The following is a 26,063-nucleotide window of genomic DNA, read 5'->3' as shown; positions in this document are numbered from 1 at the left end:
TCAGCGGGAGCGGACGGCCTTCTCCGCCATCTGCACGACGTTGTCGAGCAGCATGACGCGCGTCATCGGGCCGACGCCGCCGGGGACCGGCGACACCCATCCGGCGACCTCGCGCACGCCCGGGTCGACGTCGCCGAGCAGCTTCACGCGGCCCGTCTCGGCCGAGAGCCCGCGCGTGATGCCCACGTCGAGCACCGCCGCGCCCGGCTTCACCCAGTCCGCCTTGATGAGCCCCGGCACGCCGACCGCCGCGACGACGATGTCGGCCTCGCGCACCTGCGCGGCGAGGTCGGGCGTGCGCGAGTGGCAGAGCGTCACGGTCGCGTCGATGCCCTTGCGGGTCAGCAGCAGGCCGAGCGGCCGACCGACGGTGAGCCCGCGGCCGACGACCGCGACGGTCGCGCCGGCGATCTCGATGTCGTGGTGCCGCAGCATCCGCACGATGCCCGCCGGCGTGCAGGGCAGCGGCGAGTCGATCGGGCCGTCGACGCCGAGCACGAGCCTGCCGAGGTTGACCGGGTGGAGGCCGTCGGCGTCCTTCGCCGGATCCATGAGCTCGAGCATCGCGTGCTCGTCGTGCCCGGGCGGCAGCGGCAGCTGCACGATGTAGCCCGTCACCTCGCGCGCCTCGTTGAGGTCGCGGATGGCGGCGCGCACGTCGGCGGTCGACGCGCCGTGCGGCAGGTCGACGCGGATCGACGTGATGCCGACGTCGGCGCAGTCGCGGTGCTTGCCCTTGACGTAGGACTGGCTCGCCGGATCGTCGCCCACCAGGAGGGTGCCGAGCCCGGGCGTGAGGCCCTTCGCCTGCAGCCCCGTGACGCGGTCGCGGAGCTCCTCCTTGATCGCGGCTGCCGTGCGGTTGCCGTCGAGGATCTGCGCGGTCATCGCTCGACGCTCGATCCGAGCTCGTGCACCACCTCGGGCTGGCCGCTCGGGCCGACGCCGGGGTAGAGCGGCAGCGCCTGGGCGAGCGCCTGCACGCGCGTGCGGAGCGCGGGCAGGTCGGCGCCCGGCTGCAGCGCGAGCGCGATGACGTCGGCCACCTCGGTGAACTCCTCGTCGCCGAAGCCGCGGGTCGCGAGCGCCGGCGTGCCGATGCGGAGACCGCTCGTCACCATCGGCGGCCGCGGGTCGTTCGGCACCGCGTTGCGGTTGACGGTGATCTGGATCTCGTGCAGGAGGTCCTCGGCCTGCTTGCCGTCGATCGCGGCCTCGCGGAGGTCGACGAGCACGAGGTGCACGTCGGTGCCGTTCGAGCGCACCGAGATGCCCGCGTCCGCCACGTCCTGCTGCATGAGGCGCTCGGCGAGGATCTGGGCACCGCGGATCGTGCGCTCCTGGCGCTCCTTGAACTCCTCGCTCGCGGCGAGCTTGAACGCCGTGGCCTTCGCGGCGATGACGTGCATGAGCGGGCCGCCCTGCTGGCCCGGGAAGACGGCCGAGTTGATCTTCTTCGCGATGTCGGCGTCGTTCGTGAGGATGAAGCCCGAGCGGGGCCCGCCGATGGTCTTGTGCACGGTCGACGAGACGACGTGCGCGTGCTCGACCGGGTTGGGGTGCAGCCCGGCGGCGACGAGTCCGGCGAAGTGCGCCATGTCGACCCAGAGCAGCGCGCCGACCTCGTCGGCGATCGCGCGGAACGCGGCGAAGTCGAGCTGGCGCGGGTAGGCCGACCAGCCGGCGATGATGACCTTCGGCTTGTGCTCGACGGCGAGGCGGCGCACCTCCTCCATGTCGACGCGGCTCGTCTCGGGGTCGACGCCGTAGGCGACGATGTCGTAGAGCCGGCCGGAGAAGTTGATCTTCATGCCGTGCGTGAGGTGGCCGCCGTGGTCGAGCGAGAGGCCGAGGATCGTGTCGCCGGGGCGGGCGATCGCGTGCAGCACGGCCGCGTTGGCGGTCGCGCCCGAGTGGGGCTGCACGTTGGCGAACGCGGCGCCGAAGAGCGACTTCGCGCGCTCGATCGCGAGCGACTCGGCGATGTCGACGGCCTCGCAGCCGCCGTAGTAGCGACGGCCGGGGTAGCCCTCGGCGTACTTGTTCGTGAGCACGCTGCCGGCGGCCTCGAGCACGGCGACGGGCACGAAGTTCTCGCTCGCGATCATCTCGAGGTAGTCGCGCTGGCGGTCGAGCTCCTGCTGCAGCACGGCGGCGATCTCGGGATCGACCTCGAGCAGCGGGCTGTTGAAGGACGAGGGGAGGCGGTCGGACACGATGGCTCCTTCGGGCTCTGCGGCGCACGGGACGCCCGGCTTCTTGCACGCATGCTGCGTGGCCCAGGCGCGCGGCCGAATGTTCGCCGCTTCCCGGTGGTGCTCCACCTGTGCGCCAGTCGCGGCGCCTCCATCGTAGCCAACGGGCACGTGCCGGTGGGCGCGCTCGAGCGGCTCGCCGATCCTCGGGGAATGCTCATGCGCGACGCCTTGCGGACCGGGAGGCGCCGCGGGACGCTGTGGCCACCATCCCCCGTGCGAAGGAGCACCATGAGCCTCATCGACCTCACCGGCAAGGTCGCCGTCATCACCGGCGGCGGCAGCGGCATCGGCCGCATCACCGCGACCCTCTTCGCGAGCCTCGGAGCGCAGGCGGTGGTGAGCGACATCGCCGACACCGCGCACGAGACCGTCGCGGCGATCGAGGGCGACGGCGGCACCGCATCCGCGCACATCGGCGACATCGGCGACGCCGCGGTCGCCGATGCCATCGTCGCGGCGGCGGTCGAGCGCTACGGGCGGCTCGACGTGCTCGTGAACAACGCCGGGATCATGGACCACTTCGCGGGCGCCGCCACCGTCGACGACGCGCTGTGGGACCGGGTGCTGCGGGTCAACCTCTCCGCGCCCTTCTACCTCACGCGCGCGGCGCTGCGGGTGATGCTGCCGCAGGGCTCGGGCTCGATCGTGAACATCGCGAGCGAGGCGGGCATCCGCGGCGCGGCGGCGGGCGCGGCCTACACCGCGTCGAAGCACGGCCTCATCGGACTCACCCGCAACACCGCCTACACGTACGCGAAGCGGGGCATCCGGGCGAACGCCATCTGCCCGGGCGGCGTCGAGACGAACGTCATGACCGCCGACATCCAGCAGCACATCGACCAGGAGGGCATCGGCGCGCTCACGCCGGTGCACCAGTCGGCGATGCGCGTCGCGCAGCCGATCGAGCAGGCGAACCTCGCGGCGTTCCTCGCCTCCGACGCCGCGAGCAACGTCAGCGGCGCGATCATCCCCAACGACGGCGGCTGGTCGGCCGGCTGAGCCGCGGCCGGGCTCGGGCATCGTCCGCACCAGCGGGACCCGGTCGACCCTTCGGGACTCGGCGGACCGGGTCCCCGATGGTGGAGCGGGTGCCGGCGCCGCGCGTGCTTGGATCGGCGCATGGCCGACGACCGCACCCGCTCGCTGCTGCTCGGCGCGCTCGACGCGCAGCGGCGCCACATCCTCGACGCGGTCGAGGGGCTGACGGATGCGCAGCTGCGCACGCCCGCGCTGCCGTCCGGCTGGACGCCGATCGGCCTCGTGCGGCACCTGACGCTGGGCGGCGAGCGCTACTGGTTCCGCACCGTGATGGCGGGCGAGCCGCTCGACTACTGGCCGGCGGACCGGCCGGAGCTCGACGAGGGCAGGCCCGCCGACTGGCGCGTGGAGGCGGACGAGTCGGCGGAGGCGGTGCTGCGGCAGTACCGCGACGCGATCGCGCGCGCCGACGAGCTCATCGCGGGGCTCGCGCTCGACGCCCCGCCCGCGCGGCCGGATCCGGACTGGCCGGAGGGGCGGTTCGCCGACCTCCAGGCGGTGCTCCTGCACGTCATCCTCGACACCGCCACGCATGCCGGGCACCTCGATGCGGCGCTCGAGCTCATCGACGGCCGGCAGCACCTGGTGCTCTGAGCGGACCCGCACGAGCGGAACGGGACCCCTCCCACCTCGCGGGACCCGGTAGACCGGGTCCCGGACGGTGGAAGGGGTCCCGTCCGCAGCTGAGAGCCCCGTTGGGCTAGATGAGCCCGTCCGTGAGGTGGTTCGGCGTGCCGAAGCGGTGCGCCGTGATGGCGACCGCCTGCTCCCGCAGGAACGGCAGCAGCTCGAGCCGCCCGGACTCCGTCACCGCGTGGGCGATGATCGCCAGGTCGGGGCGGCCGTCGACCGCCTCGGCGAGCGCACGCACGCCGTCCGCGACCGAGTCGTCCGCGGCGAGGTAGCGGATGCGTCCCTGCTCGAGCCGCGCGGCCGAGCGACCGAAGGCGGCGTCGTCCTCGATCGTCACCGGGATGCTCGCCGAGGCGAGCGCCGCCCGCACCGCCGGCGCGGGCTCGACGGCCGTCGACACCCGCACCTCGGCACCGGCGCGCAGCGCCGCGGCGACGGTGCGCGCGAGCTGCGCGACGCGGCCGCCCTCCGCGAGGCGGATGACGACGCCCGGCATCGGCAGGTGGCGCAGGATGTCGCGCTCGGCGGAGAGCCGCTGCACGTCGATCGCGACGCCCAGCTCGGTCGCCCAGACGTGCTGGTCGCTGCCGGCCGCGCGCCGGAGCGCCGCGGCCTCGTCCACTGTGACCGACGCATCCGCCGGCCGCGCGAGCGTGTCGACCGCGTCGACGATCGCCTGCACCGCGGGCAGCTCGATGGCCTCGACCTGCCGCGCCTCGGCCGTGCGCCAGTCGACGAGCGGCATGAGGTAGCTCGGACCGCCCGCCTTCGTGGTCGGGCCGACGACCGAGCGCTTCCAGCCGCCGAACGGCTGCCGCTGCACGATCGCGCCGGTGATGCCGCGGTTGACGTAGAGGTTGCCCGCCTCGATCGTGTCGAGCCAGGTGCCGATCTCGTCGACGTCGAGCGAGTGGATGCCCGACGTGAGGCCGTAGTCGACCTCGTTCACGACCGCGATCGCCTCCTCGAGCGTCTCGACGCGCATGATGCCCAGGATCGGGCCGAAGTACTCGGTGCGGTGGTACTCGCTGCCGCGGCGCACGCCGGCGCGCACGCCGGGGCTCCACAGCTTGCCGTCGCCGTCGAGCCGCTTCGGCTCGATGACCCACGACTCCCCCTCGCCCAGCGTCGTGAGCCCCTCGAGCAGCTTGCCCTCAGCCGGCGCGATGATCGGGCCCATCTGCGCGGTCGGCTCCCACGGCATGCCGATCGTCAGCGAGCGCACGCCGTCGACGAGCTGGTTGTGCAGGCGCTTCGAGCGGCCCGCCTGCCCGACGAGGATGGCGAGCGACGCGGCCGAGCACTTCTGGCCGGCGTGGCCGAACGCGCTCGCGACGATGTCCTTCGCCGCCAGGTCGTAGTCGGCCGAGGGCGTGACGATGATGGCGTTCTTGCCGCTCGTCTCGGCGAGCAGCTGCAGGTCGGGGCGGATGCGCCGGAAGCCCTGCGCGGTCTCGAACCCGCCCGTGAGGATGACGCGGTCGACGCGCGGGTCGCCGATGAGCGCGTCGCCCAGCTCTCGAGCGCCGAGCTGCACGAGCTGCAGCACCTCCTTCGGCACGCCGGCCGCCCAGAGCGCCTCGACCATCGCGGCACCGGTGCGCGCGGTGGCGCGCGCGGGCTTCACGATGACGGATGCGCCGGAGGCGAGGGCCGCGAGGGTGGAGCCCGCGGGGATCGCGATCGGGAAGTTCCACGGCGGGGTGACCGCGATGAGCCGTGCCGGCACCGCGACGGCGCCGTCGACGCGGTCGAGGTCGCGGGCGCGCTCGGCGTAGTAGTGCGCGAAGTCGATCGCCTCGGAGACCTCGGGGTCGGACTGGTCGAGCGTCTTGCCGGCCTCGGCCGCGGCGACCTCCATGAGCTCTGCCCTGCGGGCCTCGAGCTCGGCGCCCGCCCGGTGCAGGATGGCGGCGCGCTCGTCGCCCGAGAGCGCGCGCCAGTCGGCGTTCGCCGCGATCGCGGTCTCGATGGTCGACTCGAGCGCTGCCGCGTCGCGCAGCGTCGCGGCCTCGACGAGGTCGATGCCGATCCGCGAGTCGCGGGCCCGCTCGCGGATGCCCGCGGCCCACGCCTGGTTCGCGGGCAGCGACGGGTCGGTGTCGGGGGCGTTGCGGAAGCCGTGCTCGGCGACCTGCGTGGGCGCATCGGTGCGGTCCTGGATGCGGTGGGTCGCGGGCGCCTCGGCGGCGAGCCCCTCGAGCGAGGCGAGGAAGCGGTCGCGCTCGCGCTCGAAGAGGTGCTCGTCCTTCGCGAGCTCGAACACGGCCGACATGAAGTTCTCGCGGCTCGCGCCCTCCTCGAGGCGACGGATCAGGTAGGCGATCGCGACGTCGAACTCGGCGGGGTGCACGACCGGCGTGTAGAGCAGCAGCCCGCCGACGTCGCGGCGGACGACCTCGGCCTGCCCCTGCGCCATGCCGAGCAGCATCTCGAACTCGAGGCCGGCCTCGACGCCGCGCTGCTTCGCGAGCAGCCACGCGAAGGCGACGTCGAAGAGGTTGTGGCCGGCGACGCCGAGCCGCACGGCGCGCACGCGCTCGGGCGTGAGCGCCCAGGCGAGCACGCGCTTGTAGTGGGTGTCGCTGTCCTGCTTCGTGTGCCAGGTCGCGAGCGGCCAGTCGTGCAGCGACGACTCGACCCGCTCCATCGGCAGGTTCGCGCCCTTGACGAGGCGCACCTTCACGGGCGCCCCGCCGTTCGCGATGCGCTCGGCCGCCCAGGTCTGCAGCCGCTCCATCGCGGGCAGCGCGTCGGGCAGGTAGGCCTGCAGCACGATGCCGCCCTCGTAGGTCTCGAGGCCCGGCTCCTCGAGGATCCGCGTGAAGACCGCCATGGTCATCTCGAGGTCCTTGTACTCCTCCATGTCGAGGTTGATGAAGGTGCCGGTCGCGGCCGCGCGACGGTAGAGCGGCAGCAGGCGCTCGATGACGTGCTCGACCGCGGCGTCGAACGCCCACGGCTGGTGCGGCGCGGTCGTCGCCGACACCTTGATCGAGACGTAGTCGACATCGGGGCGCTCGATGAGCGCGCGCGTGCCCTCGATGCGGCGCTCCGCCTCGCGGTCGCCCAGCACCGCCTCGCCGAGCAGGTTCACGTTCAGCCGGGCGCCGGTGCCGCGGATGCGCGCGATCGCCGCGCCGAGGCGCGCGTCTGTCGCGTCGATGATGAGGTGGCCGACCATCTCGCGGAGCACGCGCCGCGCGATCGGCACGACGACGTGCGGGGCGAGCGGCGCCACGCCGCCGCCCAGCTTGAGCGCCTGGCGCATCGGCCAGGGCAGGAACGCCGGCGCCTTGCCGGCGATCTCGCGGAGGGTCTGCGCGGCGACGTGCACGTCCTCCGGACGCACGACGCCGTCGACGAAGCGCACCGCGAACTCGAGGCCCGCCGGGTCGCGCAGCACGCCGGCGAGCTGCTCGGCGCTCGCGTCGGCGGGGATCTGCTCGGCCTGCTCGAGCCACGTGCGCACCTGCGCGACGATCGCCGGAGCGAGGGTCCGGAGGCTCTCGAGCTCGGCGTGCGCTGCGGTGCCCTCCTGTGCGGTGCCCTGCTGCGCGGCGGCCTGCGCCGCGGCGTCCTGCGGCTCGGTGCCCTGCTCGGTGATCTGCTCGATGCTGTGCTCGGTGGCGGCTGCGCCCATGCGGCTGCCCTCTCTCGATCGGACTGCGGACGCGCCGGCGCGCGCCGCGCCAAGTCTGCACCCGGCGACCATTCAGGTACAGTGACGGTTCGCGACGGATTCCCGTCACCGTCGACGATGCATCCGGAGGCCCTGTTGCTCGACGTCCGACGCCTGCGACTGCTGCGCGAGCTGCGGCTGCGGGGCACGATCGCCGCGGTCGCGGCCGCGCTCGCCTACGCGCCGAGCGCCGTCTCGCAGCAGCTCTCGGCGCTCGAGCGCGAGGTCGGCGTGCCGCTCACCCGCAAGCACGGGCGCCGGCTCGCGCTCACGCCCCAGGGCGAGCTGCTCGCGCAGCATGCGGAGGGCATCCTCGCCGCCCTCGAGTCGGCGGAGCGCGCCGTGGCAGCCTCGCTCGGCCGCCCGGTCGGCACCGTGCGCGTCGCCGTCTTCCAGTCGGCCGCGCTCGGGCTCGTGCCGCAGATGCTGCGGATCCTCGCCGAGACGGCGCCGGAGGTGCGGGTCGAGATGGTGCAGCGAGAGCCCGAGACCGCGCTCTACGACACCTTCGTCGGCGACTTCGACCTCGTGGTCGCCGAGCAGTACCCGGGCCACGCGGCGCCGCAGCACCCGGGCCTCGACCGGCAGCTGCTCATGACGGATGCGCTGCGGCTCGCGGTGCCGCCCGACAGCCCCGTCGAGCGCCTCACCGATGCCGCCCACCTGGCGTGGGTGATGGAGCCGGTGGGCGCCGCCTCCCGCCACTTCGGCGAGCAGCAGTGCCGGGTCGCGGGCTTCGAGCCGGACGTGCGGTTCGCGACCGCTGACCTGCAGGCGCAGATGCGGCTGATCGAGACGGGCCACGCGGTCGGGATCATGAACGACCTGACATGGGCCGGCGCCGAGGTCGGCTTCCGCGCGCTCGACCTGCCCGGCGCGCCGCGCCGCGAGGTCTTCACGGCAGCGCGCACCGCCTCCGACAGCAGTCCCGCCATCGCGGCCGTGCGCGAGGCGCTCGCCGCGGCGGTCCCGGCGGGGCTCTGAGCCGCGACCGGCGCCGCTTCGGGGCCGGCGCCGCGGTCCCCCTCAGCCGATGGCGCTGCCGCGGAAGCACGTGGTCGTGGCGCCGCCGACCCACACCGCGCCATCCGCATCGACGTCGATGACGATCTCGCCCGCGCGGCCGAGGCGCTGCCCCTGCGAGACGACGTAGGAGCCCGACACGGCGCCCGACGCGGCGAGCCACTGGCCGACCGAGGCGTTCATGCTGCCGCAGACCGGATCCTCGGGGACGCCGATGCGGGGTGCGAACGAGCGCATCTCGTACGCGTGCGGGGAGCCCTCCGGGTAGGCGCCGATCGCGCCGACCATCGCCGTGGGGATCTGCGAGAGGTCCGGATCGAGGCAGAGCACCTCCTGCGCGCTCGCGAGCTGCAGCACGCACCAGCCGGGCCCGTTGTCGACCCACTGGTGGGCGAGCACCTGCGAGCGCTCGATGCCGAACGCTGCCACGATCTCCGCGAGGTCGGCGTCGTCGAGGTTGCCGGTGCGGCGCAGCGGCGGCGCGGCGAACGAGAGCACCGCACCGCGCCGGATGTCGACGAGCCCGGCCTCGCACTCCTGCACGATGACGTCGCTCGAGCGCGGGGTGCCCCCGTGCTCGAGCCACGCGTGCGCCGAGCCGAGCGTCGGATGACCCGCGAACGGCAGCTCGCCGCCCGGCGTGAAGATCCGCACGCGGTAGTCCGCCTCGGGCGTCGTGGCCGGCGAGACGAACGTGGTCTCGGAGAGGTTCGTCCAGCGCGCGATGCGCTGCATGCGCTCGTCGTCGATCCCGCCCGCGTCGAGCACGACGGCGACCGGATTGCCGAGGTACGGGGTGGTCGAGAACACGTCGATCTGCGCGAAGTCATGCAGCTGGGTCATCGGGGGCCTCCTCTTCGCCGCCAGGCTCGCACACCGGGCCCGGCGTGCATCCGTCCACTCCGCGCGAACTGGTGACGTGCGCTCGGCGAGCCGAGCGACGGACCCCGTACGATGGCATCGTCGACAATCCGACGATCGGCTCGGAGCGCGACCTCGAACGGGAAGCGGTGGAGCATGGCGGCACTCGAGACGGACGTCGTGGTCGTGGGGGTCGGCTCCGTCGGGAGCATGGCGGCGTGGCAGGGCGCGTCCCGCGGGCTCCGCGTCATCGGCGTCGACCGCTTCTCGATCCCGGGGCCCTTCTCGGCCTATGCGGGCGAGTCGCGGCTCTTCCGCAAGGTCTACGCCGAGGGCGGCCACTACACGCCGCTGCTGCAGCGATCGCAGGACCTCTGGCGGGAGCTCGAACGGCGCAGCGGCACCTCGCTGCTCCGCACCACCGGCGGTGCGGTCACGTTCTACGACGAGCAGAATCCCGTGCTCGCGCGGTACCTGACGGCCGCGCGCGACCAGGGCCTCGCCCACGAGCTGCTGCGCGGCGACGAGGCGCGGGCGCGCTTCCCCGAGCACGTCGTCCGTGACGGGGACGTCGCGGTGTTCGACCCCGAGGGCGGCTACCTGAAGTCGGAGCGCGCCGTGGTCGCGGCACTCGCCGAGGCGACGCGGCTGGGCGCGCGGTTCCTGGGCGGGCGCAAGGCGCACGCGGTCGAGGCGCACGGCGATCGGTACGTCGTCAGGACCGATCAGGAGGAGATCGTCGCCGGCCGCGTGATCATCGCGCAGGGCACGGGTGCCGGGGCGCTCGGGAGGGAGCTCGGCGTGCATGTCGCCGTGCGGCCGCAGGTGCTCACCTGGTTCCCCACGGTCGAGCCGCAGTCGTTCAGCCGGGAGGACCTCCCCGTCTTCCTCCGCCGGGCGGAGGAGGACGGACGCGCGGACAGCGCCCGCTTCTACGGGTTCCCGAGCGCCGACGGCTGGACCGTGAAGGTCGCCGGCAGCGTCTACATGGACGAGGTCGAGTCGATGGAGCAGCCGCCGTCGTGGGACCCGTCCTACCTCGACCCGATCATGGCATGGGTGCGCGAGTTCCTCCCCGGGCTCATCCCCGAGCCCGTGAGGGTGGCGCTCTGCGCGGACGGCTACACGCCCGACGACACCGGCCTGCTGGGCACGGTGCCCGGGATGGAGGGCGTCGCCGTGGCGGTCGGCTTCTCGGGGCACGGCTTCAAGATGGCGTCGGCGATCGGCGCCGTCGCGACCGAGCTCGCGGTCGACGGTTCGACCGCGACCGACGTCGGCTTCATGGCCGCCGACCGCTTCCTCGCACCGGGCACCCGGCTCTCGCGGCTCGCGCTGCGCTGAGTCGCGAGCAGCGGGTCAGCGGCGCGCGAGGTCGCGCCGGTGCAGCAGCGCGTCGGCGCCCACGAGCACGAGCGCGATCGCGAGCCCGGCGAACAGCAGCCACGGCAGGGCGGCGACCCCGAGCGACTCGAGCACGAGGCCGCCGAGCAGCGCCCCCGCGCCGATGCCCACGTTGAAGCCGGTCGTGTACCAGGCCGACGCCTGCTGCAGGATGCGCTCGGACGCCGCCTGCAGCTGGCGGGTCTGCAGCAGCGCCGGCAGCGCGCCGAGCGCGAACGCCCACACCATCACCGCCGCGACGGTCAGCACCACCTGCTGCGAGAGGCCGAGCACGAGCATCGCCAGCAGGCCGGTCGCCATCATCGCGAGCGTCGACGCGGTGGGCCGCCGCCCGAGCCAGAGCGCGATCGCCACGACGGCGACGATGCCGACGATGCCGTAGGCGAGCAGCGCGCCCGAGAGCCACGACTCCGGGATGCCGGCGTGATCGACGAGGAACGGCGAGACGTAGGTGTAGAGCGCGTAGTGGCCGAGCATCACGACCATCGTCGACAGGATCGACAGGGCGACGCCGCGCACGCTCTTGCCCGGCTCCGGGATCGGCACGGCGACCGATCCGGTCGAGGTCGTGGCGGTGTCGCGCAGGTGGTCGACCGCCGGCAGCAACCGCCAGACGGCGACCGCGACCACGAGGCAGACGACGCCGAAGAGCGCGAACGACCAGCGCCATCCGATCAGCTGCCCGAGCAGCGTCGCGAGCGGCAGGCCGAGCACGTAGGCGAACGAGCCGCCCGTCGAGGTGATGGCGACGGCACGTGCGAGCTGCTGCGGCTGCACCAGGTAGGCGGCGTAGGCGCCGACGACGGTCCAGAAGATGCCGTGCACGATGCCGCCGATGACGCGGAAGGCGACCGACCACGCGTAGTCGGGCGCGAGCGCCGAGCCGAAGCAGCTCGCCGCGAAGACGACGAGCACCGTGATCACGAGCAGGTGCCGCGGCACGCGACGCGTGAGGCGGATGAGCGTGGTCGAGGATGCGACGACCGTGAACGCGAAGATCGTGACGAGCAGGCCGATCGCGCCCTCCCCCACGCCGAGCTCGCGGCTCATCGGCAGCAGCAGCCCCATCGGGAGCATCTCGACGGTGATGTTCGTGAACACCGCGAGCGCCAGCACGAGCAGCGCCGCCGTCGGGAAGGCGTCCTGGGTGCTCCCCTGCGCCGTCGCCCGCTCGCTCACGACCGGCAAGCCTACGGGCACCCGGCGGCGGCGCCGGCTCGACGCCGTCGTGCGCAGCCGGGACGCCGAGGCCGTGCGCTTCGCCATGGCGTGGGGCGCGTCGTCGTACCCGACCGACGAGGTCGACGCGACGCTCCAGGCGGCGGTCCGGGCGCTGCGGCCGCACGAGTCGAGCGCTGCTGACCGCGCCTGACGGGCAGCCGTTGTACCCCGGCCCGGTACGGTGGCAGGGTGTTCACCGCCGATGACGTGCTCGCGCTCACGTTCCCGACCGGGAACTCCTTCGTGTCGGGCTATGCCGTCGACGCCGTCGACCGCTGGCTCGGGCGGGTGGCCGAGACGCTCCGCGCCTACGAGGGACAGCCCGACGGCGAGCCCCTCATGCGCGCCGCCGATGCGCGCGCGGTGCGGTTCCCGGAGCGGCGCGGCGAGGCCTCCTACGAGCCGATGCCGGTCGACGACGCGATCGACATGATCGCCGCGACGCTCGCGATGCACGAGGCGGCAGCGCAGCGCTGACGAGCCGGGCGAGGGCGCCGCACCTCGTAGGATCTCGAGGTGACCTCGAACCACTGGATCCTGTCGTTCGTCTGCGACGACCGCCCCGGCATCGTCCACGCGATCTCCGGCGCGATCGTGGCGTGCGGCGGCAACATCACCGAGTCGCAGCAGTTCTCGTCGGCTGACACCGACCGCTTCTTCATGCGCCTGCAGGTCGAGGCGGAGGCCGAGCGCGCCGACTTCGAGGCGTCGCTCGCGCCGGTGGTCGAGCGCTACGGGATGCAGTGGCAGCTCGACGACGTCGGCCGTCCGCTGCGCACGCTCGTGCTGGTCTCGAAGGCCGCCCACTGCCTCAACGACATGCTCTTCCGCCAGCGCGCCGGGCAGCTGTCCGTCGACATCCCGCTCGTGATGGCGAACCACCCCGACCTCGGCGCGCTCGCCGCGTTCTACGACGTGCCGTTCGAGCACGCGCCGGTCGTCGACGCGGCGTCGAAGGCGGCGTTCGAGCGACGCATCCTCGAGGTCGTCGAGCAGGAGCGCATCGAGCTCGTCGTGCTCGCCCGCTACATGCAGATCCTCTCGCCCGAGCTGTGCGCGGCGCTCGAGGGCAGGCTCATCAACATCCACCACTCCTTCCTGCCCGGCTTCAAGGGCGCGAACCCCTACCGGCAGGCGCACGCGCGCGGTGTCAAGCTCATCGGCGCCACCGCCCACTTCGTCACCGCCGACCTCGACGAGGGCCCGATCATCGAGCAGGAGGTCGTGCGCGTCGACCACGCCCACACGCCCGCGCAGCTCGTCGCGATCGGCCAGGACGAGGAGTCGCGCACGCTCTCGCGCGCCGTGCAGTGGTTCGCCGAGGACCGCGTGCTGCTCGACGGGCAGCGGACGATCATCTTCCGCTGACCGCTCGCGCGGCCGTCACCGGCTGTTCACGAAGAAGTCGGGCGCGGCGTCACCGGCGCTGGCTATGTTGACGGTGTCCCTGCACCTCAACGGAGTGGATCCATGCGCGCACGCACCCTGCTCGGCACCTCGACGGTCGCCGCGCTCGCCCTCACGGGCCTCGTCGCCGTCCCGGCGCACGCGGCCGAGCACCCGGTCATCAACGAGTTCTCGGCCGATGTCAGCAGCACCGACGGCGGCGCCGAGTACGTGGAGGTGCTGGGCACGCCCGGCGCCGACCTGAGCGCGACGCACTCCGTGGTCGTCGTCAAGGGCGACAACCCGCACGACCAGGCGGGCCAGGTGCTGCAGTCGAACCCGGCTCCGGTGCTCGACGGCGCGGGCTTCGGGCTCGTCAGCTACCCCGAGAACGGCATCCAGAACGGCTCCGTGTCGATCCTCCTCGTCGAGGGCACCGCGACCGTCGGCCAGGTGGTCGACGCCGACCTCGACGGCACGATCGACGCGGGCGTCGGCTTCACGGTCGTCGACGGCGTGGGCGTGCACGACGGCGGTGCCGACGACCTCACGTGGGGCACGCGCCTCGGCGTCGCGTTCGACGGCGCCGCGTTCGATCCGGGCGGCGCGAGCCGCGTCCCCGACGGCACCGACACGGAGGCCGCGGCCGACTGGGTGCGCAACGCCTTCAGCGGCGCAGGCATCGCCGGCCGCACCGGCACGCCGGCACCCGGCGAGGCCTGGAACACGCCCGGTGCGCCGAACCGCGTGGCCGAGGTCGAGGAGCCCCCGGTCGACGCGACCTGCGGCTCGGACGCCGTGATCGCGATCGGCGCCGTGCAGGGCTCGGGCGACGCGACCACCATGGGCGGCCAGGCCGTCACCGTCGAGGGCGTCGTCACCCGCACGTTCCAGGGCTCGTCCGCCGTCGCGGGCTTCACGCTCCAGGACGTCGGCGACCGCGACGTCGCGACGAGCGACGCCATCTACGTCGCCGCATCCGGGGCCGCCGTCGCCGAGGGCGACGTCGTGCAGGTCGCCGGCACGGCAGACGAGAGCTCCGGCCTCACCCGGCTCACGAACGCGACGCTGCTCGACTGCGGCGAAGGCACGCTGCCGGCAGCCGTCGCCGTGACGCTGCCGCTCGACGACGCCGAGTCGACCGAGTCGATGCTCGTCACCCTCACGCAGGAGCTCACGATCCTCGAGTACTTCAACTTCGGCCGCTTCGGCGAGGTCGTCGTCGGCACCGAGCGTCAGGTTCAGCCCACCGCGGTCGCCGCCCCCGGCTCCGCCGAGGCAGCAGCCGTGCGGGCGTCGAACGCCGCGAACCGCATCACGATCGACGACGGCCGCTCCGCTCAGAACGCCGACCCCGCGATCCACCCCGGCAACCTCCAGCCGCTCAGCCTCGAGAACCGCTTCCGCGGCGGCGACACGATCACCGGCATCACGGGCGTGCTCGACTACGCCTTCGGCCTGTGGCGCCTGCAGCCCACCGAGGCAGGCACCTTCGAGGCGGAGAACCCCCGCGAGGCGGCTCCGCAGATCGACGGCGCGACGCTCGAGGTCGCGTCGTTCAACGTGCTCAACTACTTCACGACGCTCGACAGCCGCGGCGCCGTGACGGCGGAGGAGTTCGGCCGGCAGGAGGCGAAGATCGTCGCCGCGATCGACGAGCTCGACTCCGCGATCGTCGGCCTGCTCGAGATCGAGAACAACGACGGGCTCGCGCTCGAGACCCTCGTCGCCGCGCTCAACGAGGTCGCCGGTCCCAACGCCGACGGCAGCGCGCACTGGGCCGGCATCGACACCGGCACGCTCGGCACCGACGAGATCACCACGGCGCTCATCTACCAGCCGGCGCTCGTCGCACCCGAGGGCGACCACGCGGTGCTCGACGCCTCGGTCGACCCGCGCTTCGACACCTCGCTCAACCGGCCCGCGCTCGCCCAGTCGTTCCGCGACCTCGCGACCGACCGCGTCGTCACCGTCGCGGTGAACCACCTGAAGTCGAAGGGCTCGGCCTGCGAGGGCGACACCGGCACGCCGGAGCAGGGCAACTGCAACGCGGTGCGCACGCTCGCCGCGGACGCGCTCTCCGACTGGCTCGCGATGGACCCGACCGGCGTCGAGACCGACGGCTCGCTCATCATCGGCGACCTGAACTCGTACGACGACGAGGACCCGATCACGACGCTCGAGGCGGCCGGCTACACCGACCTGCTCCAGCAGTTCCAGGGCGAGGATGCGTACACCTACGTCTTCGACGGGCAGATCGGCTACCTCGACTACGGCCTGGCCGACGCCGCGCTCCTGCCCTCCGTGGTCGGCGCCGACGAGTGGCACGCGAACGCCGACGAGCCGAGCATCTTCGACTACACGATGGCGTTCAAGGCACCCGCGCAGGACGCGCTCTTCGCTCCGGACCCCTACCGCGCGAGCGACCACGACGCCGTCGTGATCGGCCTCGCCTTCGAGGCGGCGCCGCCGGTCGAGACCGTGGTCGAGACCTACGCGGGCGACGACCGCTACGCCACGAACGTCGAGACGTCCGAGGCGCTGTTCGAGCCGGGCACCGACGTGCTCATCGCCTCCGGGCAGGTCTTCGCCGACGCGCTCGCCGCCGGTCCCGCGGCGGCGCGCGCCGACGCGAGCCTGCTGCTGACGCCGACCGACGGCCTGCTGCCGGTCACGGTGGCGGAGCTCGAGCGCCTGCAGCCGGCCACGGTCACGATCGTCGGCGGCACGCCGTCGGTCTCGAGCGCGACCGCCGCGCAGATCACCGAGGTCGTCCCGAACGCCGCCGTCTCCCGCATCGCGGGCGCCGACCGGTACCAGACGGCGGCGCTGGTCGCCGAGCGGTACTTCGGCGACGCGACCGAGGTGCTGCTCGCGAGCGGCGAGCAGTTCGCCGACGCGGTGTCGGCGAGCGGCGTGGCCTCGGCCGTCGGCGACCTGCCGGTGCTGCTGACGCCGCGCGCCACGGCGAGCGAGCACACGATCGACGCGATCGAGTCGCTCGGCGCCGACACGGCGGTCGTGCTCGGCTCGAGCGCGACCGTGACGGATGCCACCGTGCGCGCCTACCGCGCCGAGGGCTTCACCGTGCCGCGCGTCGCGGGCGCCGACCGGTACGCGACGAACGCGCTGCTCGTCGAGCGCCTCGTCACGCCGACCGACGACCAGGCCATCGCGATCGCGTCCGGCACCAACTACCCCGACGCGCTCTCCGCGTCGATGGTGGCGGGCGCGCACCGCGCCCCGGTGCTGCTGGCGGCGAGCACGTGCGTGACGCTCGACGTCGAGGAGCTCATCGCGGCGCTCGCGCCGACGACGGTCTACAACGTCGGCGGCCTGCCGACGCTGGCGTCGAACGCGTGGCGCACCGGCTGCTGACCCGCTCCTGACCTGTTGAGGGTTTGCGTCCGAGTTGCCCTGCACTCGGACGCAAACCCTCGACTCGTCCTAGCGGAAGTCGCGCGAGCCGCTCGTCGGCACCTCGAAGCGGTCGAGCTTGTCGGCGAGCAGCGCGATCACGCCCTCCGGGGTGCGCTGCAGCATCCCGCGCACGATGAGCGCCGGCGCGTGCCGCGCGACCTGCCGCGAGTGCGCCCACAGGCCCTTCGAGCAGATGACGTTGAGCATCCCCGTCTCGTCCTCGAGGTTCATGAACGTCACGCCCTGCGCGGTGCTCGGCCGCTGCCGATGCGTGACGATGCCGGCCGCCTGCACGCGACGGCCCGGCTCGGCATCTGCGAGCGCCGTGATCGGCAGCACGCCGCGCTCCGCGAGCATCGCCCGCGCGTACCGCACCGGGTGATCGTCGGGCGCGACGCCGGTCGACCAGATGTCGAGCGCCACCTGCTCCTCGGCCGACAGCATCGGCAGCAGCGGCGGCTGCAGGCTCACCTGCGAGCCCTCGAGCTGGTCCTCGCGCTCGGTCGATGCGGGGCCGGCGAGCCACAGCCCCTCGCGGCGGCCGACGCCGAGCCCGTCGAGCGCGCCGGCGGTCGCGAGCGCCTCGAGCTCGCCGCGGTCGAGGTCGGCGCGGCGCGCGAGGTCGTGGATGTCGCGCAGCGGCGATGCCTCGCGGGCGGCGACGATGCGCGCGGCGGCGGCCTCCCCCATCCCGGTCACGCTCGACAGGCCCATCCGCACCGAGAACGCGCCGTCGCGGCGGTGCCGGGCGCGCGCCGAGAGCGACTCCGAGGCCTTCGGCGGCACCGGCGGCTGGTCGCGCTGCAGGCACGCGTCGTCGCCGCGCGGCACCGGCCGCCCGTGCAGCTCGAGGCCCGCGTCGACGGCCGAGTGCACGACGTCGGGCCGCAGCGTCTCGACGCCGTGCCGCAGCGCATCCGCCACGAGCGTCTGCGGCGACCAGAAGCCCATCGGCTGGCTGCGCAGCAGTCCAGCGAGGAACGCCGCCGGGTAGTGCAGCCGCATCCACGACGAGGCGTAGACGAGCTTCGCGAAGGCGAGCGAGTGCGACTCGGCGAAGCCGAAGCCCGCGAACGCCTCGATCTTGCGGTAGATCGACTCGGCGACGTCGGGCTCGACGCCGTTCGCCGCCATCCCGGCGAAGAGCTTGGCCTTGAGCGCCTCGATGCGCTCGAGCGAGCGCTTCGAGCCGATCGCGCGCCGCAGCTGGTCGGCCTCGCCCGCGTCGAAGCCGCCCACCGCGACCGACATCTGCATGAGCTGCTCCTGGAACAGCGGCACCCCGAGCGTGCGCTCGAGCACCGGGATGAGCAGCGGGTGCGGGTAGCTGATCGCCTCGGCGCCCGTGCGGCGACGGATGTAGGGGTGCACGGCCCCGCCCTGGATGGGCCCCGGGCGGATGAGCGCGATCTCGACCACGAGGTCGTAGAAGCAGCGCGGCTTGAGCCGCGGCAGCGTCGCCATCTGCGCGCGCGACTCCACCTGGAACACGCCCACCGCATCCCCCTCGCAGAGCATGTCGTAGACGCCGGCCTCCTCCGCCGGGATCGACGCGAGCGTCCACCGCTCCCCCACGAGCTCGGCCGCGAGCTCCATCGTGTGCGAGAGCGCGCCGAGCATGCCGAGGCCGAGCAGGTCGAACTTGACGAGGCCCATCCACTCGCAGTCGTCCTTGTCCCACTGCAGCACCGTGCGGCCGGGCATGCGGGCCGGCTCGATCGGGCAGACGGAGCCGACCGGCTCCTGGGTGAGCACCATGCCGCCGGAGTGGATGCCGAGGTGCCGCGGCGCGTGCAGGAACTCGCCCGCGAGCTCGGTGACGGCGGCCGGGATGCCCGGGGCGTCGGGGCTCGAGTACGACTCGACCGATTTCGACCAGGCGTTCTGCTGGCCGACCGCGTAGCCGAGCGCCTTCGCGGCGTCGCGCACCGCCGACTTGGGCCGGTAGGTGATGACGTTCGCGACCTGCGCGGCGTTGCGGCGGCCGTAGCGCTCGTAGACGTGCTGGATGACCTCCTCGCGGCGGCCAGCGTCGAAGTCGATGTCGATGTCGGGCTCCTCCTCGCGCATCATCGAGATGAAGCGCTCGAACGGCAGCCGGTAGCGGATCGGGTCGACGGCGGTGATGCCGAGGATGAAGCAGACGGCGCTCGCCACCGCGCTGCCGCGGCCCTGGCAGAGGATGCCCTGCGAGTGCGCGAAGTCGGCGATCTCGAACACGATGAGGAAGTAGCCGGCGAAGCCCTTCTGCTCGATGAGCCCCATCTCGTGGTCGAGTCGGGCGGCGACCTCGGGGGTCGGGCGGCCATCGGCGGTCGTGTCGTAGACGCGCGGAAGCCGCTCGTCGACGAGCGCCCGCAGCCAGCTGATCGGCGTGTGCCCATCCGGCACCGGGAAGTCGGGGAGCCGCGGCGATGCGGCGCGCAGGTCGAACGCGAGGGCGCGGCCGAGCGCGGCGGCCGTGTCGACCGCGCCCGGGAACGCGCGGAAGCGCCGCGCCATCACGGCGCCGCTGCGCAGCGACGGCACCCCACCGGCTGGCAGCCAGGCGTCGAGCTCGTCGATCGAGCGGCGCGCGCGCACCGCGGCGACCGCATCCCCGAGGTGCTGCTTCGCGGGGCTCGCGACATGCGCGTTCGTGGTGGCGATGAGCGGCAGCCCGCGCCGCTCGGCGAGGTCGGCGAGCACCCGGTTGCGCTCGAAGTCGCGCGGGTCGCCGATGTCGCTGAGCTCGACCACGACGCGGTCACGACCGAAGAGCGACATGAGGCGGTCGAGCTCGAGGCCGGCCGCATCCGCCCCCTCCGCCGATCCGCCGTGCCGCTCGAGCGCCTGCCGCACGCCGCCCTTGCGGCAGCCGGAGAGCACCATCCACTCGCCGCCCGCCGTCTCGGCGAGCCGTTCGAGCTCGAAGACCGGCCTGCCCTTCTCGCCGGGGGCGCCGCGCGCGTCGGTGGTCAGGTACCCGTCGGTGAGCGCCGTCGCGAGCGCCGTGTAGCCGGCCGGGCCGGTCGCGAGCGCCACCAGGTGGCTGCCGTCGGGGTCGGGGATGCCGTTCTGCGGCGCGTCGAGGCCGAGCGTGAACTCGGTGCCGAAGACCGTCGGCAGCCCCGCCTCTGCGGCAGCCTCGGCGAACCGCACCGCGCCGTAGAGCCCGTCGTGGTCGACGAGCGCGAGCGCCTCGAGCCCGAGCGCGCGCGCCTCGTTGACGAGCTCGGCCGGGCTCGAGGCGCCGTCGAGGAACGAGTAGTGCGAGTGGGCGTGCAGCTCGGCGTAGGGCGTGGTGGCGCCGGGCGCTGGCACGCCGATCCGCGGGCGGCGCGCCTCGTCGAGCTCGGCGGGATGCGGGCGGCCGCTGCCGACGTCGCGGTCGGAGAGGATGCCCTCGAGCTCGCGCCAGGGCATCGACGGGTTGTTCCAGCCGGCCATCGTCCCCCTCCTCCCCTTCCCTGCTTCTCAACGTCGCCAGTGGTCGCTCAAGCGCCTGAGCGGCTCGTGCTACCACCCGCGACGTTGAGGAGATCAGGCATAGCGGCCCTCGGCGAGCCAGAGACCGTCGGCCTGCAGCAGCACCCACGCCTCGCCCTCGCCGTCGAGGATCTGCACCCGGTGCACGACGTCGCCGAGGTCGCGGCGGCGGATGGGCCACGGCCCGGCCCAGGCGACGACGCGGCGGCGGGCGGATGCGGGCGGCGAGAACGACACCGGCGCCCCTTCCCGCACGTCGAGCGCCGCGGCCTCCACCTGCGCGCCCGCCGCGTCGAGCAGCCGCACCGGCAGCGGCGGCCGGAACACGACCGTCGGTCGCGGCGGCGGCAGCGCGCCCGGCCACGGCCCCGCCGCGGGAGCCGGTGCCGCATCACCCCAGGGCGTCAGCACGCCGCGCTCGGCGAGCAGCCTGCCGCCGCCCGGCGCAGCCGTCAGCACCGCCTCGCGGCCGAGCATCCCCTGCAGGCGCTCGAGCGCGTGCTTCGTGCGGTCGTCGATGTCGCCGCCGCCCCACAGGCCCGGCATGTGCGCGGCGTCCGCGTCGAGCCGCTCCGGGAGCGCCTGCACCTCGACGAGCGGCGAGCCGAGCTCGCTCTCGGTCAGCTGCCAGCGCATCCGGTCGACGATGTCGCCCGCGCGCAGGAAGCCCGGCTGGCGCCAGAGCCGCTCGCTGACGCGCCCCTCCTCGCCGCGCAGCACGATGCGGATCTCGCTGCACACGAGCCGCTGCTCGGCGAGCTGGCGCACGAAGCGCTCGACCGGCTCCCGCACGGCGAGCGCGAGCTCGTGCACCCCCTCGATGCCCGGCTCGAACGCGAGCCGCAGCACGCGCTCCTCCCCCAGCCCGTCGGCGTCGACGCGTCGGTCGTCCTCGCCGCGCGCGCGGGCGAGCGCGACGAGCCCCGCCTCGCCGAAGCGGTCGCGGATGCTGTCGTCGGGCAGCTTCGCGAAGCCGCCGAGGGTGTGCACGCCGAGCCGGTGCAGCATGCCCGGCAGCTCGTCGTCGCCGAGCACCCCCACCGGCAGCCCCTCGAGGAACATGCGGCTGCGGCCGGGCGGCACGATCGTCTCGCCCCTGCCGCCCGCGGCGAGCTCCGCGGCGAAGCGGTCGTCGGCGACGCCGAAGCTCGCCGTCAGGCCGAGCGGTGCGAGGGCGGCACGGACGGCCTCGATCGCCCGCGGCTCGGAGCCGTAGAACCTGCTGGCCCCGCGCATCCGGAACGCGAGCGCCCCGTCGCCGATCGGCTGGGCCGCCGGCACGACGGCGAGCACGGCGCGCACGACGCGCTCGAAGGCGAGCGCCTCGCCCACCGGGTCGGCGGGCGCGAGCGCGAGCAGCGGCGAGGCGGCCTGGGCGTCGCGCACCCGCATGCCGGTGCGCACGCCGTCGGCGCGGGCGCCCTCGTCGCACGCGACGATCCGCATGGCGTGCACGACGGCGCCCGGCGAGCCCTGCTCGCCGCCACCGGGCAGCGCACCGGTCTGGCGCGCGACGACGATCGGCCAGTCGGGCACCCGCAGCACGCCGATGCGGCTGCCGCGCAGGCGCACCGGGTGCGGCGCCGCAGCGCTGCTCGTCGTCTCGATCCCCACACTCAATGATCGAACATACGTTCGATCAGCGTCAAGCCGGTGCGGCGTGGCGCGTCGGGCGAGCTGTGCGCGGTCGCTCCCGCGGGAGCGCCTCAGCCGCCGCCGCTCGCGGACCTCGTTCCGGATGGTGGACCCCAGATCTCGGGTCCACCATCCGGGATCGGGTCCGTGCGGGCCGAGGGAGCCGCTCTCAGGGGCGTGCAGCCGACCCGCGCGGTCAGGCGGCGGGCTGCTCCTCGAGCTCCGGCTCGCGCTCGGGCATCCCCTCGCCGGCGATCGGGATCCGCGCGAGCCTCGGTGCCCCGCCCGATGCGGCTTCGACGACGAGGCTGCCCGCCGCGATCCTGCCGTCGCCGTCGGCGAGCCCCTGCCACTCGGCGCGGACCTGCCGCACGACGGTCGCCGCGTTCGGCCACGGCCCCTCGATGAGCAGCGTCGACGACGCCTGCCGCAGCCGGGCCGCGAGCCGGGCCGCCTCGGTCGGCGCGACCCGCCCTGGCGAGACGGCGAGCACGACCGGCATCGCCTCTGCGAGGCTCGCGACCACGTCGAGCCACGAGCGCCCCGGATGCGGCACGAGCGCCACGCGATCCATGGGCACGCCGAGGTCGCGGGCGGCCTCGAGCCCCAGGTCGGGCATCCCGACGATGGCGCCCCACGCTCCGCGCGGCATCGCCGCGCCGAGGCACGCGAGCGCGAGGCTCCGCGACTCGATGCTGTGGGCGGCACCGGAGCGGAGCCGGCGCACGACCTCGTCGAGCCCCGCTGGGATGGGCTCGACGAGGTCGGGCGCGGTGTGCTGGGGCGCGGCCTGCTGCATGCTGCGCAGCCGCTCGCGGAGCGCGTCGACGGTGGCCGTGCGGTCGTCGCCCGCCCGGCGCTCGAGCCTCGTCGACGCCATCCCCATCCTCCTATCTTCGAACATGTGTTCGAACAGGGCAAGCCTGCTCGGCGTGTCGACGGACGTCCCGCGTGGGATGATCGAGCCGCCCCGATCCGATCGGGATCGACCGCGACGAGGAGGCACCATCGTGACCAGCGCCGATGCCCGAAGCGTCGCACGCACCGCTGACGCGCCCGACGCATCCCCCTTCCTCTGCGTCACCACGAACCCCGCGATCGACATCACCTACACGATCGACGAGCTGCGGATCGGCACGAGCCACCGCGTGCCCACGGGCCTCGCCCGCGCCGGCGGCAAGGGCGTCAACGTCGCCCGCGTGCTGCACCAGCGGCACGAGCCGGCCATCGTCATCGCCCCCATCGGCGGCCCCGTGCACGCGCTGTTCGTGCACGACCTCGACCGCGCGGGCATCCCCCACCGCCTCATCGAGGTCGACGCCCACACCCGGCGCACCACGGCGATCGTCACGCCCGCCGGTACGACCAACCTCAACGAGCACGGCGCAGCGATCGACGCCGCCGACTGGGAGCGGCTGCTCGACATCGTGCGCGACGAGGTGGCCGGCGCGCGCGTCGTGGTCTCCTCCGGCTCGCTGCCGCCCGAGACGCCGCAGGGCTTCTGCGCGAGCGTCGTCGAGATCGCGAGGGCCGCCGGCACCCCCGTGCTCGTCGACGTCGGTGGCGAGCAGCTGCCGGTCGCCGTCGCGGCCGGCGCGACGGCGGTCAAGCCCAACCGCCACGAGCTCTTCGACGCGATGGGCGGCACCGACCCGCTCGACGCCGCCCGCCGCCTCGCGGCCCTTGGCACCGGCACCGTCTTCGCGTCGCTCGACGTCGAGGGGATGCTCGCGGTGCTGCCCGACGGCCGCGCCTGGCACGCCGCGCTCGACCTCGTGCTCGAGGGCAACCCCACCGGCGCCGGCGACGCCGCCGTCGCCGCGATCGCGCAGGCGATCACCGAGGGCGCGACGCTCGAGGAGCAGCTCGCGCGGGCGACCGCCTGGTCGGCGGCCGCGGTGCTCGCCGCGCAGGCGGGATCGATCGCCGACCCCGACGACCTCGGCGGGCGCATCCGCATCACCCCGATCGGCTGACCGCCGTTCATCCAACCGCCACATCGGCGTCGGCATGCCGCTGGTACGGTGTCGCCATGGAGACTCTGCGCCTCGAAGAGCTGTCAGCGGCCAACATCGTCGCGGCCAACGGCATGACCCTCAAGCGGGGTCAAGAGGCGTTCCTGGCGCCGAACGCGCGGCTCGAGGAGTTCGTGAACACCCAGAGCGCCTGGCAGCGGGTCGTCTTCGACGGCGACGAGCCGGTCGCCTTCGTGATGGCGAACTTCGACCCCGAGGTCGACCGCGAGGAGTACCGCTCGAGCGTGCTGCGGATGTACGTGGCCGGCACCTCGCAGCGCAAGGGCGTGGGCAGCTACACCGTCGAGCAGGTCGCCGACGAGGCCCGTCGCCAGGGCTTCGACAGCCTCTACGCCGTCTGGGAGGAAGGCGACCAGGGCCCCGGCAAGTTCTTCCAGGCCGTCGGCTTCGAGCCGATCGGTGAGAACGAGTACGGCGAGGTCATCGGGCGCAAGACGCTCTGACGAGAGCCGGCGATGCGCGCTGGCGTGCTGCGTCGCACGATCGCCGCGATCGGCGCCGCCGCGGTGCTCGCGGTGACGGGATGCGCATCCGCCGCGCCCGAGCGCCGCGACACCGGGATCGCGATGTTCCAGTGGACCTGGGACGCGATCGCGGCCGAGTGCCCGACGCTCGGCGAGGCGGGCGTCGCCTGGGTGCTGACCTCCCCGCCGCAGGAGCACGTCGACGGCGCGACCGCCGGCACCGGCTCCGACGGCTCGGAGTGGTGGTGGTCGTACCAGCCTGTGTCGTACCGGGTGGAGTCTCGGCTCGGCACCCGCGACGAGCTCGCGGCGATGACCGCGGCGTGCGACGAGGCGGGCGTCGACGTCTACGCGGATGCGGTCATCAACCACATGGCGGGCGTCGAGTCGGGCACCGGCTGGGCCGGCACCCCGTTCGAGCACTACCGCTACCCGTCGGCGGGCGCGGCCGTCTACGACCGCGCGGACTTCCACGACTGCGACCGCACGCCGGACGACGACATCGACGCCTACCGCGAGCCCTTCGTCATCCAGCACTGCGAGCTCGAGGACCTCGCCGACCTCGCGACCGAGTCGGAGCACGTACGGGCGACGATCGGCGCCTACCTCGACGACCTGCTCTCGCTCGGTGTCGACGGCTTCCGCATCGACGCGGCGAAGCACATCGACCCGGACGACGTCGCGGCGATCGTGGCTGCGCTCCCCGAGGGCACGCCGGTCATCAGCGAGGTCATCCGCGGCGCCGGCGAGCCGGTGCAGCCCGAGCAGTACACCGCCTTCTCGACCGTGTGGGAGTTCGGCTGGGCGGAGCGCGTCGGCTCCTTCGTGCACGACGGCTCAGCGCGGGCGCTCGCCGACCTCTCCCCCGCGTCGTACGGGCTGCTCGAGGAGCAGGCGCGCACCTTCATCGTCAACCACGACACCGAGCGCAACGACGCGACGCTCTCCTACCGCAACGGCGCAGAGCTCTCGGCGGCGACCGCCGTCATGCTCGCCTCGGACGACGGGATGCCCACGCTCTACTCCGGCTACGCCTTCAGCGACCGCGACCAGGGGCCGCAGCTCGAGCCCGACGGCTCGGTCGCGGATGCCTCGTGCACGGGCGAGGAGCACCCCGACGTCGTCGCCGGCGACGGCTGGGACGATCGTGCATGGGTGTGCCAGCACCGCTGGCCCGGCACGCTCGGGCTCGTCGCGTGGCGCTCGCGCGTCGTGGACGCCCCGCTGACGGCGGTGGAGGCGCACACGCGCGACGGCATGCTCGGCGCCGCGGTCTCCTATGCGCGCGGCAGCACCGGCCTCGCCGTGGTGAACGTCTCCGAGCATCGCCTTGCGCTCGCCGTGCCGACCGCGCTGCCCGACGGCGTGTACTGCGATGCCGCCCGGCCCGGATGCGTGCGCATCGGCGTCGAGGACGGCGAGGCCGGCATCGCGCTCGAGCCGTGGCAGGCGGTCGCGATCGACCGCTTCACGCGCCCGTAGCCGACGCATCCGCCCGCGACGCGCCCGTCGAGCGTTCGCGTCCGAGTGCAGG

Annotated in this window: 19 protein-coding genes and 1 riboswitch; of the genes, 11 read left to right on the top strand and 8 right to left on the bottom strand. The window is 73.9% G+C overall.

The annotated features are described in order from the left end of the window. A complete protein-coding gene (locus EDD26_RS07615) occupies positions 1 to 888 on the bottom strand; it encodes a bifunctional methylenetetrahydrofolate dehydrogenase/methenyltetrahydrofolate cyclohydrolase (RefSeq protein ID WP_123697158.1) in 888 nt (295 codons plus the stop codon). Next, entirely contained in the window at positions 885 to 2,216 is a 1,332-nt protein-coding gene (gene glyA / locus EDD26_RS07610; protein ID WP_123697157.1) for a serine hydroxymethyltransferase, read from the bottom strand. The genes EDD26_RS07615 and glyA overlap by 4 nt, the downstream gene beginning before the upstream one ends. Positions 2,217 to 2,270: 54 nt before the next feature. Further along, positions 2,271 to 2,349, bottom strand: a riboswitch (ZMP/ZTP riboswitch). Between the two features lie 137 nt (positions 2,350 to 2,486). Between glyA and EDD26_RS07605 the strand changes: the two genes are divergently transcribed. Together EDD26_RS07605 and EDD26_RS07600 are read left to right on the top strand one after the other, a co-directional pair. Further along, complete coding sequence (locus EDD26_RS07605) at positions 2,487 to 3,257, top strand: SDR family NAD(P)-dependent oxidoreductase (protein WP_123697156.1); 771 nt, start codon at positions 2,487 to 2,489, stop codon at positions 3,255 to 3,257. Between the two features lie 120 nt (positions 3,258 to 3,377). Beyond that, positions 3,378 to 3,890 carry a DinB family protein gene (locus EDD26_RS07600; protein WP_123697155.1) on the top strand — a complete coding sequence of 171 codons (513 nt, stop codon included), beginning with the start codon at positions 3,378 to 3,380 and terminating at the stop codon, positions 3,888 to 3,890. Positions 3,891 to 3,996: 106 nt separating this feature from the next. On the opposite strand, the gene EDD26_RS07595 is transcribed toward EDD26_RS07600, so the two are convergent. After that, positions 3,997 to 7,572 (bottom strand): bifunctional proline dehydrogenase/L-glutamate gamma-semialdehyde dehydrogenase, encoded by a 3,576-nt coding sequence (locus EDD26_RS07595; protein ID WP_123697154.1) that lies wholly within the window; start codon positions 7,570 to 7,572, stop codon positions 3,997 to 3,999. A gap of 135 nt (positions 7,573 to 7,707) precedes the next feature. On the opposite strand from EDD26_RS07595, the gene EDD26_RS07590 reads away from it, so the two are divergent. Further along, a complete protein-coding gene (locus EDD26_RS07590; RefSeq protein ID WP_123697153.1) occupies positions 7,708 to 8,595 on the top strand; it encodes a LysR substrate-binding domain-containing protein in 888 nt (295 codons plus the stop codon). Between the two features lie 42 nt (positions 8,596 to 8,637). Here the strand turns inward: EDD26_RS07590 and EDD26_RS07585 are convergent, their stop codons facing one another. Continuing rightward, positions 8,638 to 9,477 carry a PhzF family phenazine biosynthesis protein gene (locus EDD26_RS07585; protein WP_123697152.1) on the bottom strand — a complete coding sequence of 280 codons (840 nt, stop codon included), beginning with the start codon at positions 9,475 to 9,477 and terminating at the stop codon, positions 8,638 to 8,640. A 174-nt stretch (positions 9,478 to 9,651) separates the two neighbouring features. On the opposite strand from EDD26_RS07585, the gene solA reads away from it, so the two are divergent. Then, on the top strand, positions 9,652 to 10,839 hold the full coding sequence (gene solA, locus EDD26_RS07580) for an N-methyl-L-tryptophan oxidase (RefSeq protein ID WP_170165576.1): 1,188 nt from the start codon (positions 9,652 to 9,654) through the stop codon (positions 10,837 to 10,839). Positions 10,840 to 10,854: 15 nt separating this feature from the next. On the opposite strand, the gene EDD26_RS07575 is transcribed toward solA, so the two are convergent. Continuing rightward, positions 10,855 to 12,078 (bottom strand): MFS transporter, encoded by a 1,224-nt coding sequence (locus tag EDD26_RS07575; protein ID WP_123697150.1) that lies wholly within the window; start codon positions 12,076 to 12,078, stop codon positions 10,855 to 10,857. On the opposite strand from EDD26_RS07575, the gene EDD26_RS07570 reads away from it, so the two are divergent. The 4 genes from EDD26_RS07570 (at position 12,047) to EDD26_RS07555 (ending at position 16,884) form a co-directional block, all read left to right on the top strand. After that, positions 12,047 to 12,271: a hypothetical protein gene (locus EDD26_RS07570; RefSeq protein WP_123697149.1), complete on the top strand. Its 225-nt coding sequence runs from the start codon at positions 12,047 to 12,049 to the stop codon at positions 12,269 to 12,271. The genes EDD26_RS07575 and EDD26_RS07570 overlap by 32 nt on opposite strands. A 38-nt stretch (positions 12,272 to 12,309) precedes the next feature. Beyond that, the gene (locus EDD26_RS07565) at positions 12,310 to 12,597 is read left to right on the top strand and encodes a DivIVA domain-containing protein (protein ID WP_170165575.1); all 288 of its coding nucleotides are present in this window, start codon (positions 12,310 to 12,312) and stop codon (positions 12,595 to 12,597) included. A gap of 39 nt (positions 12,598 to 12,636) precedes the next feature. Continuing rightward, positions 12,637 to 13,488 (top strand): formyltetrahydrofolate deformylase, encoded by an 852-nt coding sequence (gene purU, locus EDD26_RS07560; protein ID WP_123697147.1) that lies wholly within the window; start codon positions 12,637 to 12,639, stop codon positions 13,486 to 13,488. 102 nt (positions 13,489 to 13,590) lie between these two features. Then, complete coding sequence (locus tag EDD26_RS07555; protein ID WP_123697146.1) at positions 13,591 to 16,884, top strand: ExeM/NucH family extracellular endonuclease; 3,294 nt, start codon at positions 13,591 to 13,593, stop codon at positions 16,882 to 16,884. Positions 16,885 to 16,953: 69 nt separating this feature from the next. Here EDD26_RS07555 and EDD26_RS07550 read toward each other — a convergent pair whose 3' ends face one another. The 3 genes from EDD26_RS07550 to EDD26_RS14685 all read right to left on the bottom strand — a co-directional run bounded on the left by EDD26_RS07550 (position 16,954) and on the right by EDD26_RS14685 (position 22,909). Next, positions 16,954 to 20,355 (bottom strand): error-prone DNA polymerase, encoded by a 3,402-nt coding sequence (locus EDD26_RS07550; protein ID WP_123697145.1) that lies wholly within the window; start codon positions 20,353 to 20,355, stop codon positions 16,954 to 16,956. A gap of 93 nt (positions 20,356 to 20,448) precedes the next feature. Next, positions 20,449 to 22,008, bottom strand: a complete 1,560-nt coding sequence (locus EDD26_RS14690) for a DNA polymerase Y family protein (RefSeq protein WP_245990062.1) — start codon at positions 22,006 to 22,008, stop codon at positions 20,449 to 20,451. Positions 22,009 to 22,225: 217 nt separating this feature from the next. Then, positions 22,226 to 22,909, bottom strand: coding sequence for a hypothetical protein (locus EDD26_RS14685; protein ID WP_170165573.1), 684 nt, complete (start codon positions 22,907 to 22,909; stop codon positions 22,226 to 22,228). A gap of 130 nt (positions 22,910 to 23,039) precedes the next feature. Between EDD26_RS14685 and EDD26_RS07540 the strand changes: the two genes are divergently transcribed. Genes EDD26_RS07540 through EDD26_RS07530 form a run of 3 tightly spaced genes read left to right on the top strand, consistent with a single transcriptional unit; the run spans position 23,040 to position 26,011 of the window. Further along, entirely contained in the window at positions 23,040 to 24,005 is a 966-nt protein-coding gene (locus tag EDD26_RS07540) for a 1-phosphofructokinase family hexose kinase (protein ID WP_245989803.1), read from the top strand. 56 nt (positions 24,006 to 24,061) lie between these two features. Next, complete coding sequence (locus tag EDD26_RS07535; protein WP_123697143.1) at positions 24,062 to 24,508, top strand: GNAT family N-acetyltransferase; 447 nt, start codon at positions 24,062 to 24,064, stop codon at positions 24,506 to 24,508. Positions 24,509 to 24,520: 12 nt separating this feature from the next. Continuing rightward, entirely contained in the window at positions 24,521 to 26,011 is a 1,491-nt protein-coding gene (locus tag EDD26_RS07530; protein ID WP_123697142.1) for an alpha-amylase family glycosyl hydrolase, read from the top strand. Positions 26,012 to 26,063: the final 52 nt, after the last annotated feature.

Source organism: Agrococcus jenensis, assembly GCF_003752465.1.
Classification (GTDB): Bacteria; Actinomycetota; Actinomycetes; order Actinomycetales; family Microbacteriaceae; genus Agrococcus; species Agrococcus jenensis.
This window is presented reverse-complemented; position numbering and strand designations above follow the sequence as displayed.

What these genes read in the sequence shown, in the direction of transcription:
- EDD26_RS07615 (WP_123697158.1), bottom strand. Translation starts at nt 888, where the DNA reads ATGACCGCGCAGATCCTCGACGGCAACCGCACGGCAGCCGCGATCAAG.
- EDD26_RS07605 (WP_123697156.1), top strand. Translation starts at nt 2,487, where the DNA reads ATGAGCCTCATCGACCTCACCGGCAAGGTCGCCGTCATCACCGGCGGC.
- EDD26_RS07600 (WP_123697155.1), top strand. Translation starts at nt 3,378, where the DNA reads ATGGCCGACGACCGCACCCGCTCGCTGCTGCTCGGCGCGCTCGACGCG.
- EDD26_RS07595 (WP_123697154.1), bottom strand. Translation starts at nt 7,572, where the DNA reads ATGGGCGCAGCCGCCACCGAGCACAGCATCGAGCAGATCACCGAGCAG.
- EDD26_RS07585 (WP_123697152.1), bottom strand. Translation starts at nt 9,477, where the DNA reads ATGACCCAGCTGCATGACTTCGCGCAGATCGACGTGTTCTCGACCACC.
- solA (WP_170165576.1), top strand. Translation starts at nt 9,652, where the DNA reads ATGGCGGCACTCGAGACGGACGTCGTGGTCGTGGGGGTCGGCTCCGTC.
- EDD26_RS07555 (WP_123697146.1), top strand. Translation starts at nt 13,591, where the DNA reads ATGCGCGCACGCACCCTGCTCGGCACCTCGACGGTCGCCGCGCTCGCC.
- EDD26_RS07550 (WP_123697145.1), bottom strand. Translation starts at nt 20,355, where the DNA reads ATGGCCGGCTGGAACAACCCGTCGATGCCCTGGCGCGAGCTCGAGGGC.
- EDD26_RS14685 (WP_170165573.1), bottom strand. Translation starts at nt 22,909, where the DNA reads ATGGCGTCGACGAGGCTCGAGCGCCGGGCGGGCGACGACCGCACGGCC.
- EDD26_RS07535 (WP_123697143.1), top strand. Translation starts at nt 24,062, where the DNA reads ATGGAGACTCTGCGCCTCGAAGAGCTGTCAGCGGCCAACATCGTCGCG.
- EDD26_RS07530 (WP_123697142.1), top strand. Translation starts at nt 24,521, where the DNA reads ATGCGCGCTGGCGTGCTGCGTCGCACGATCGCCGCGATCGGCGCCGCC.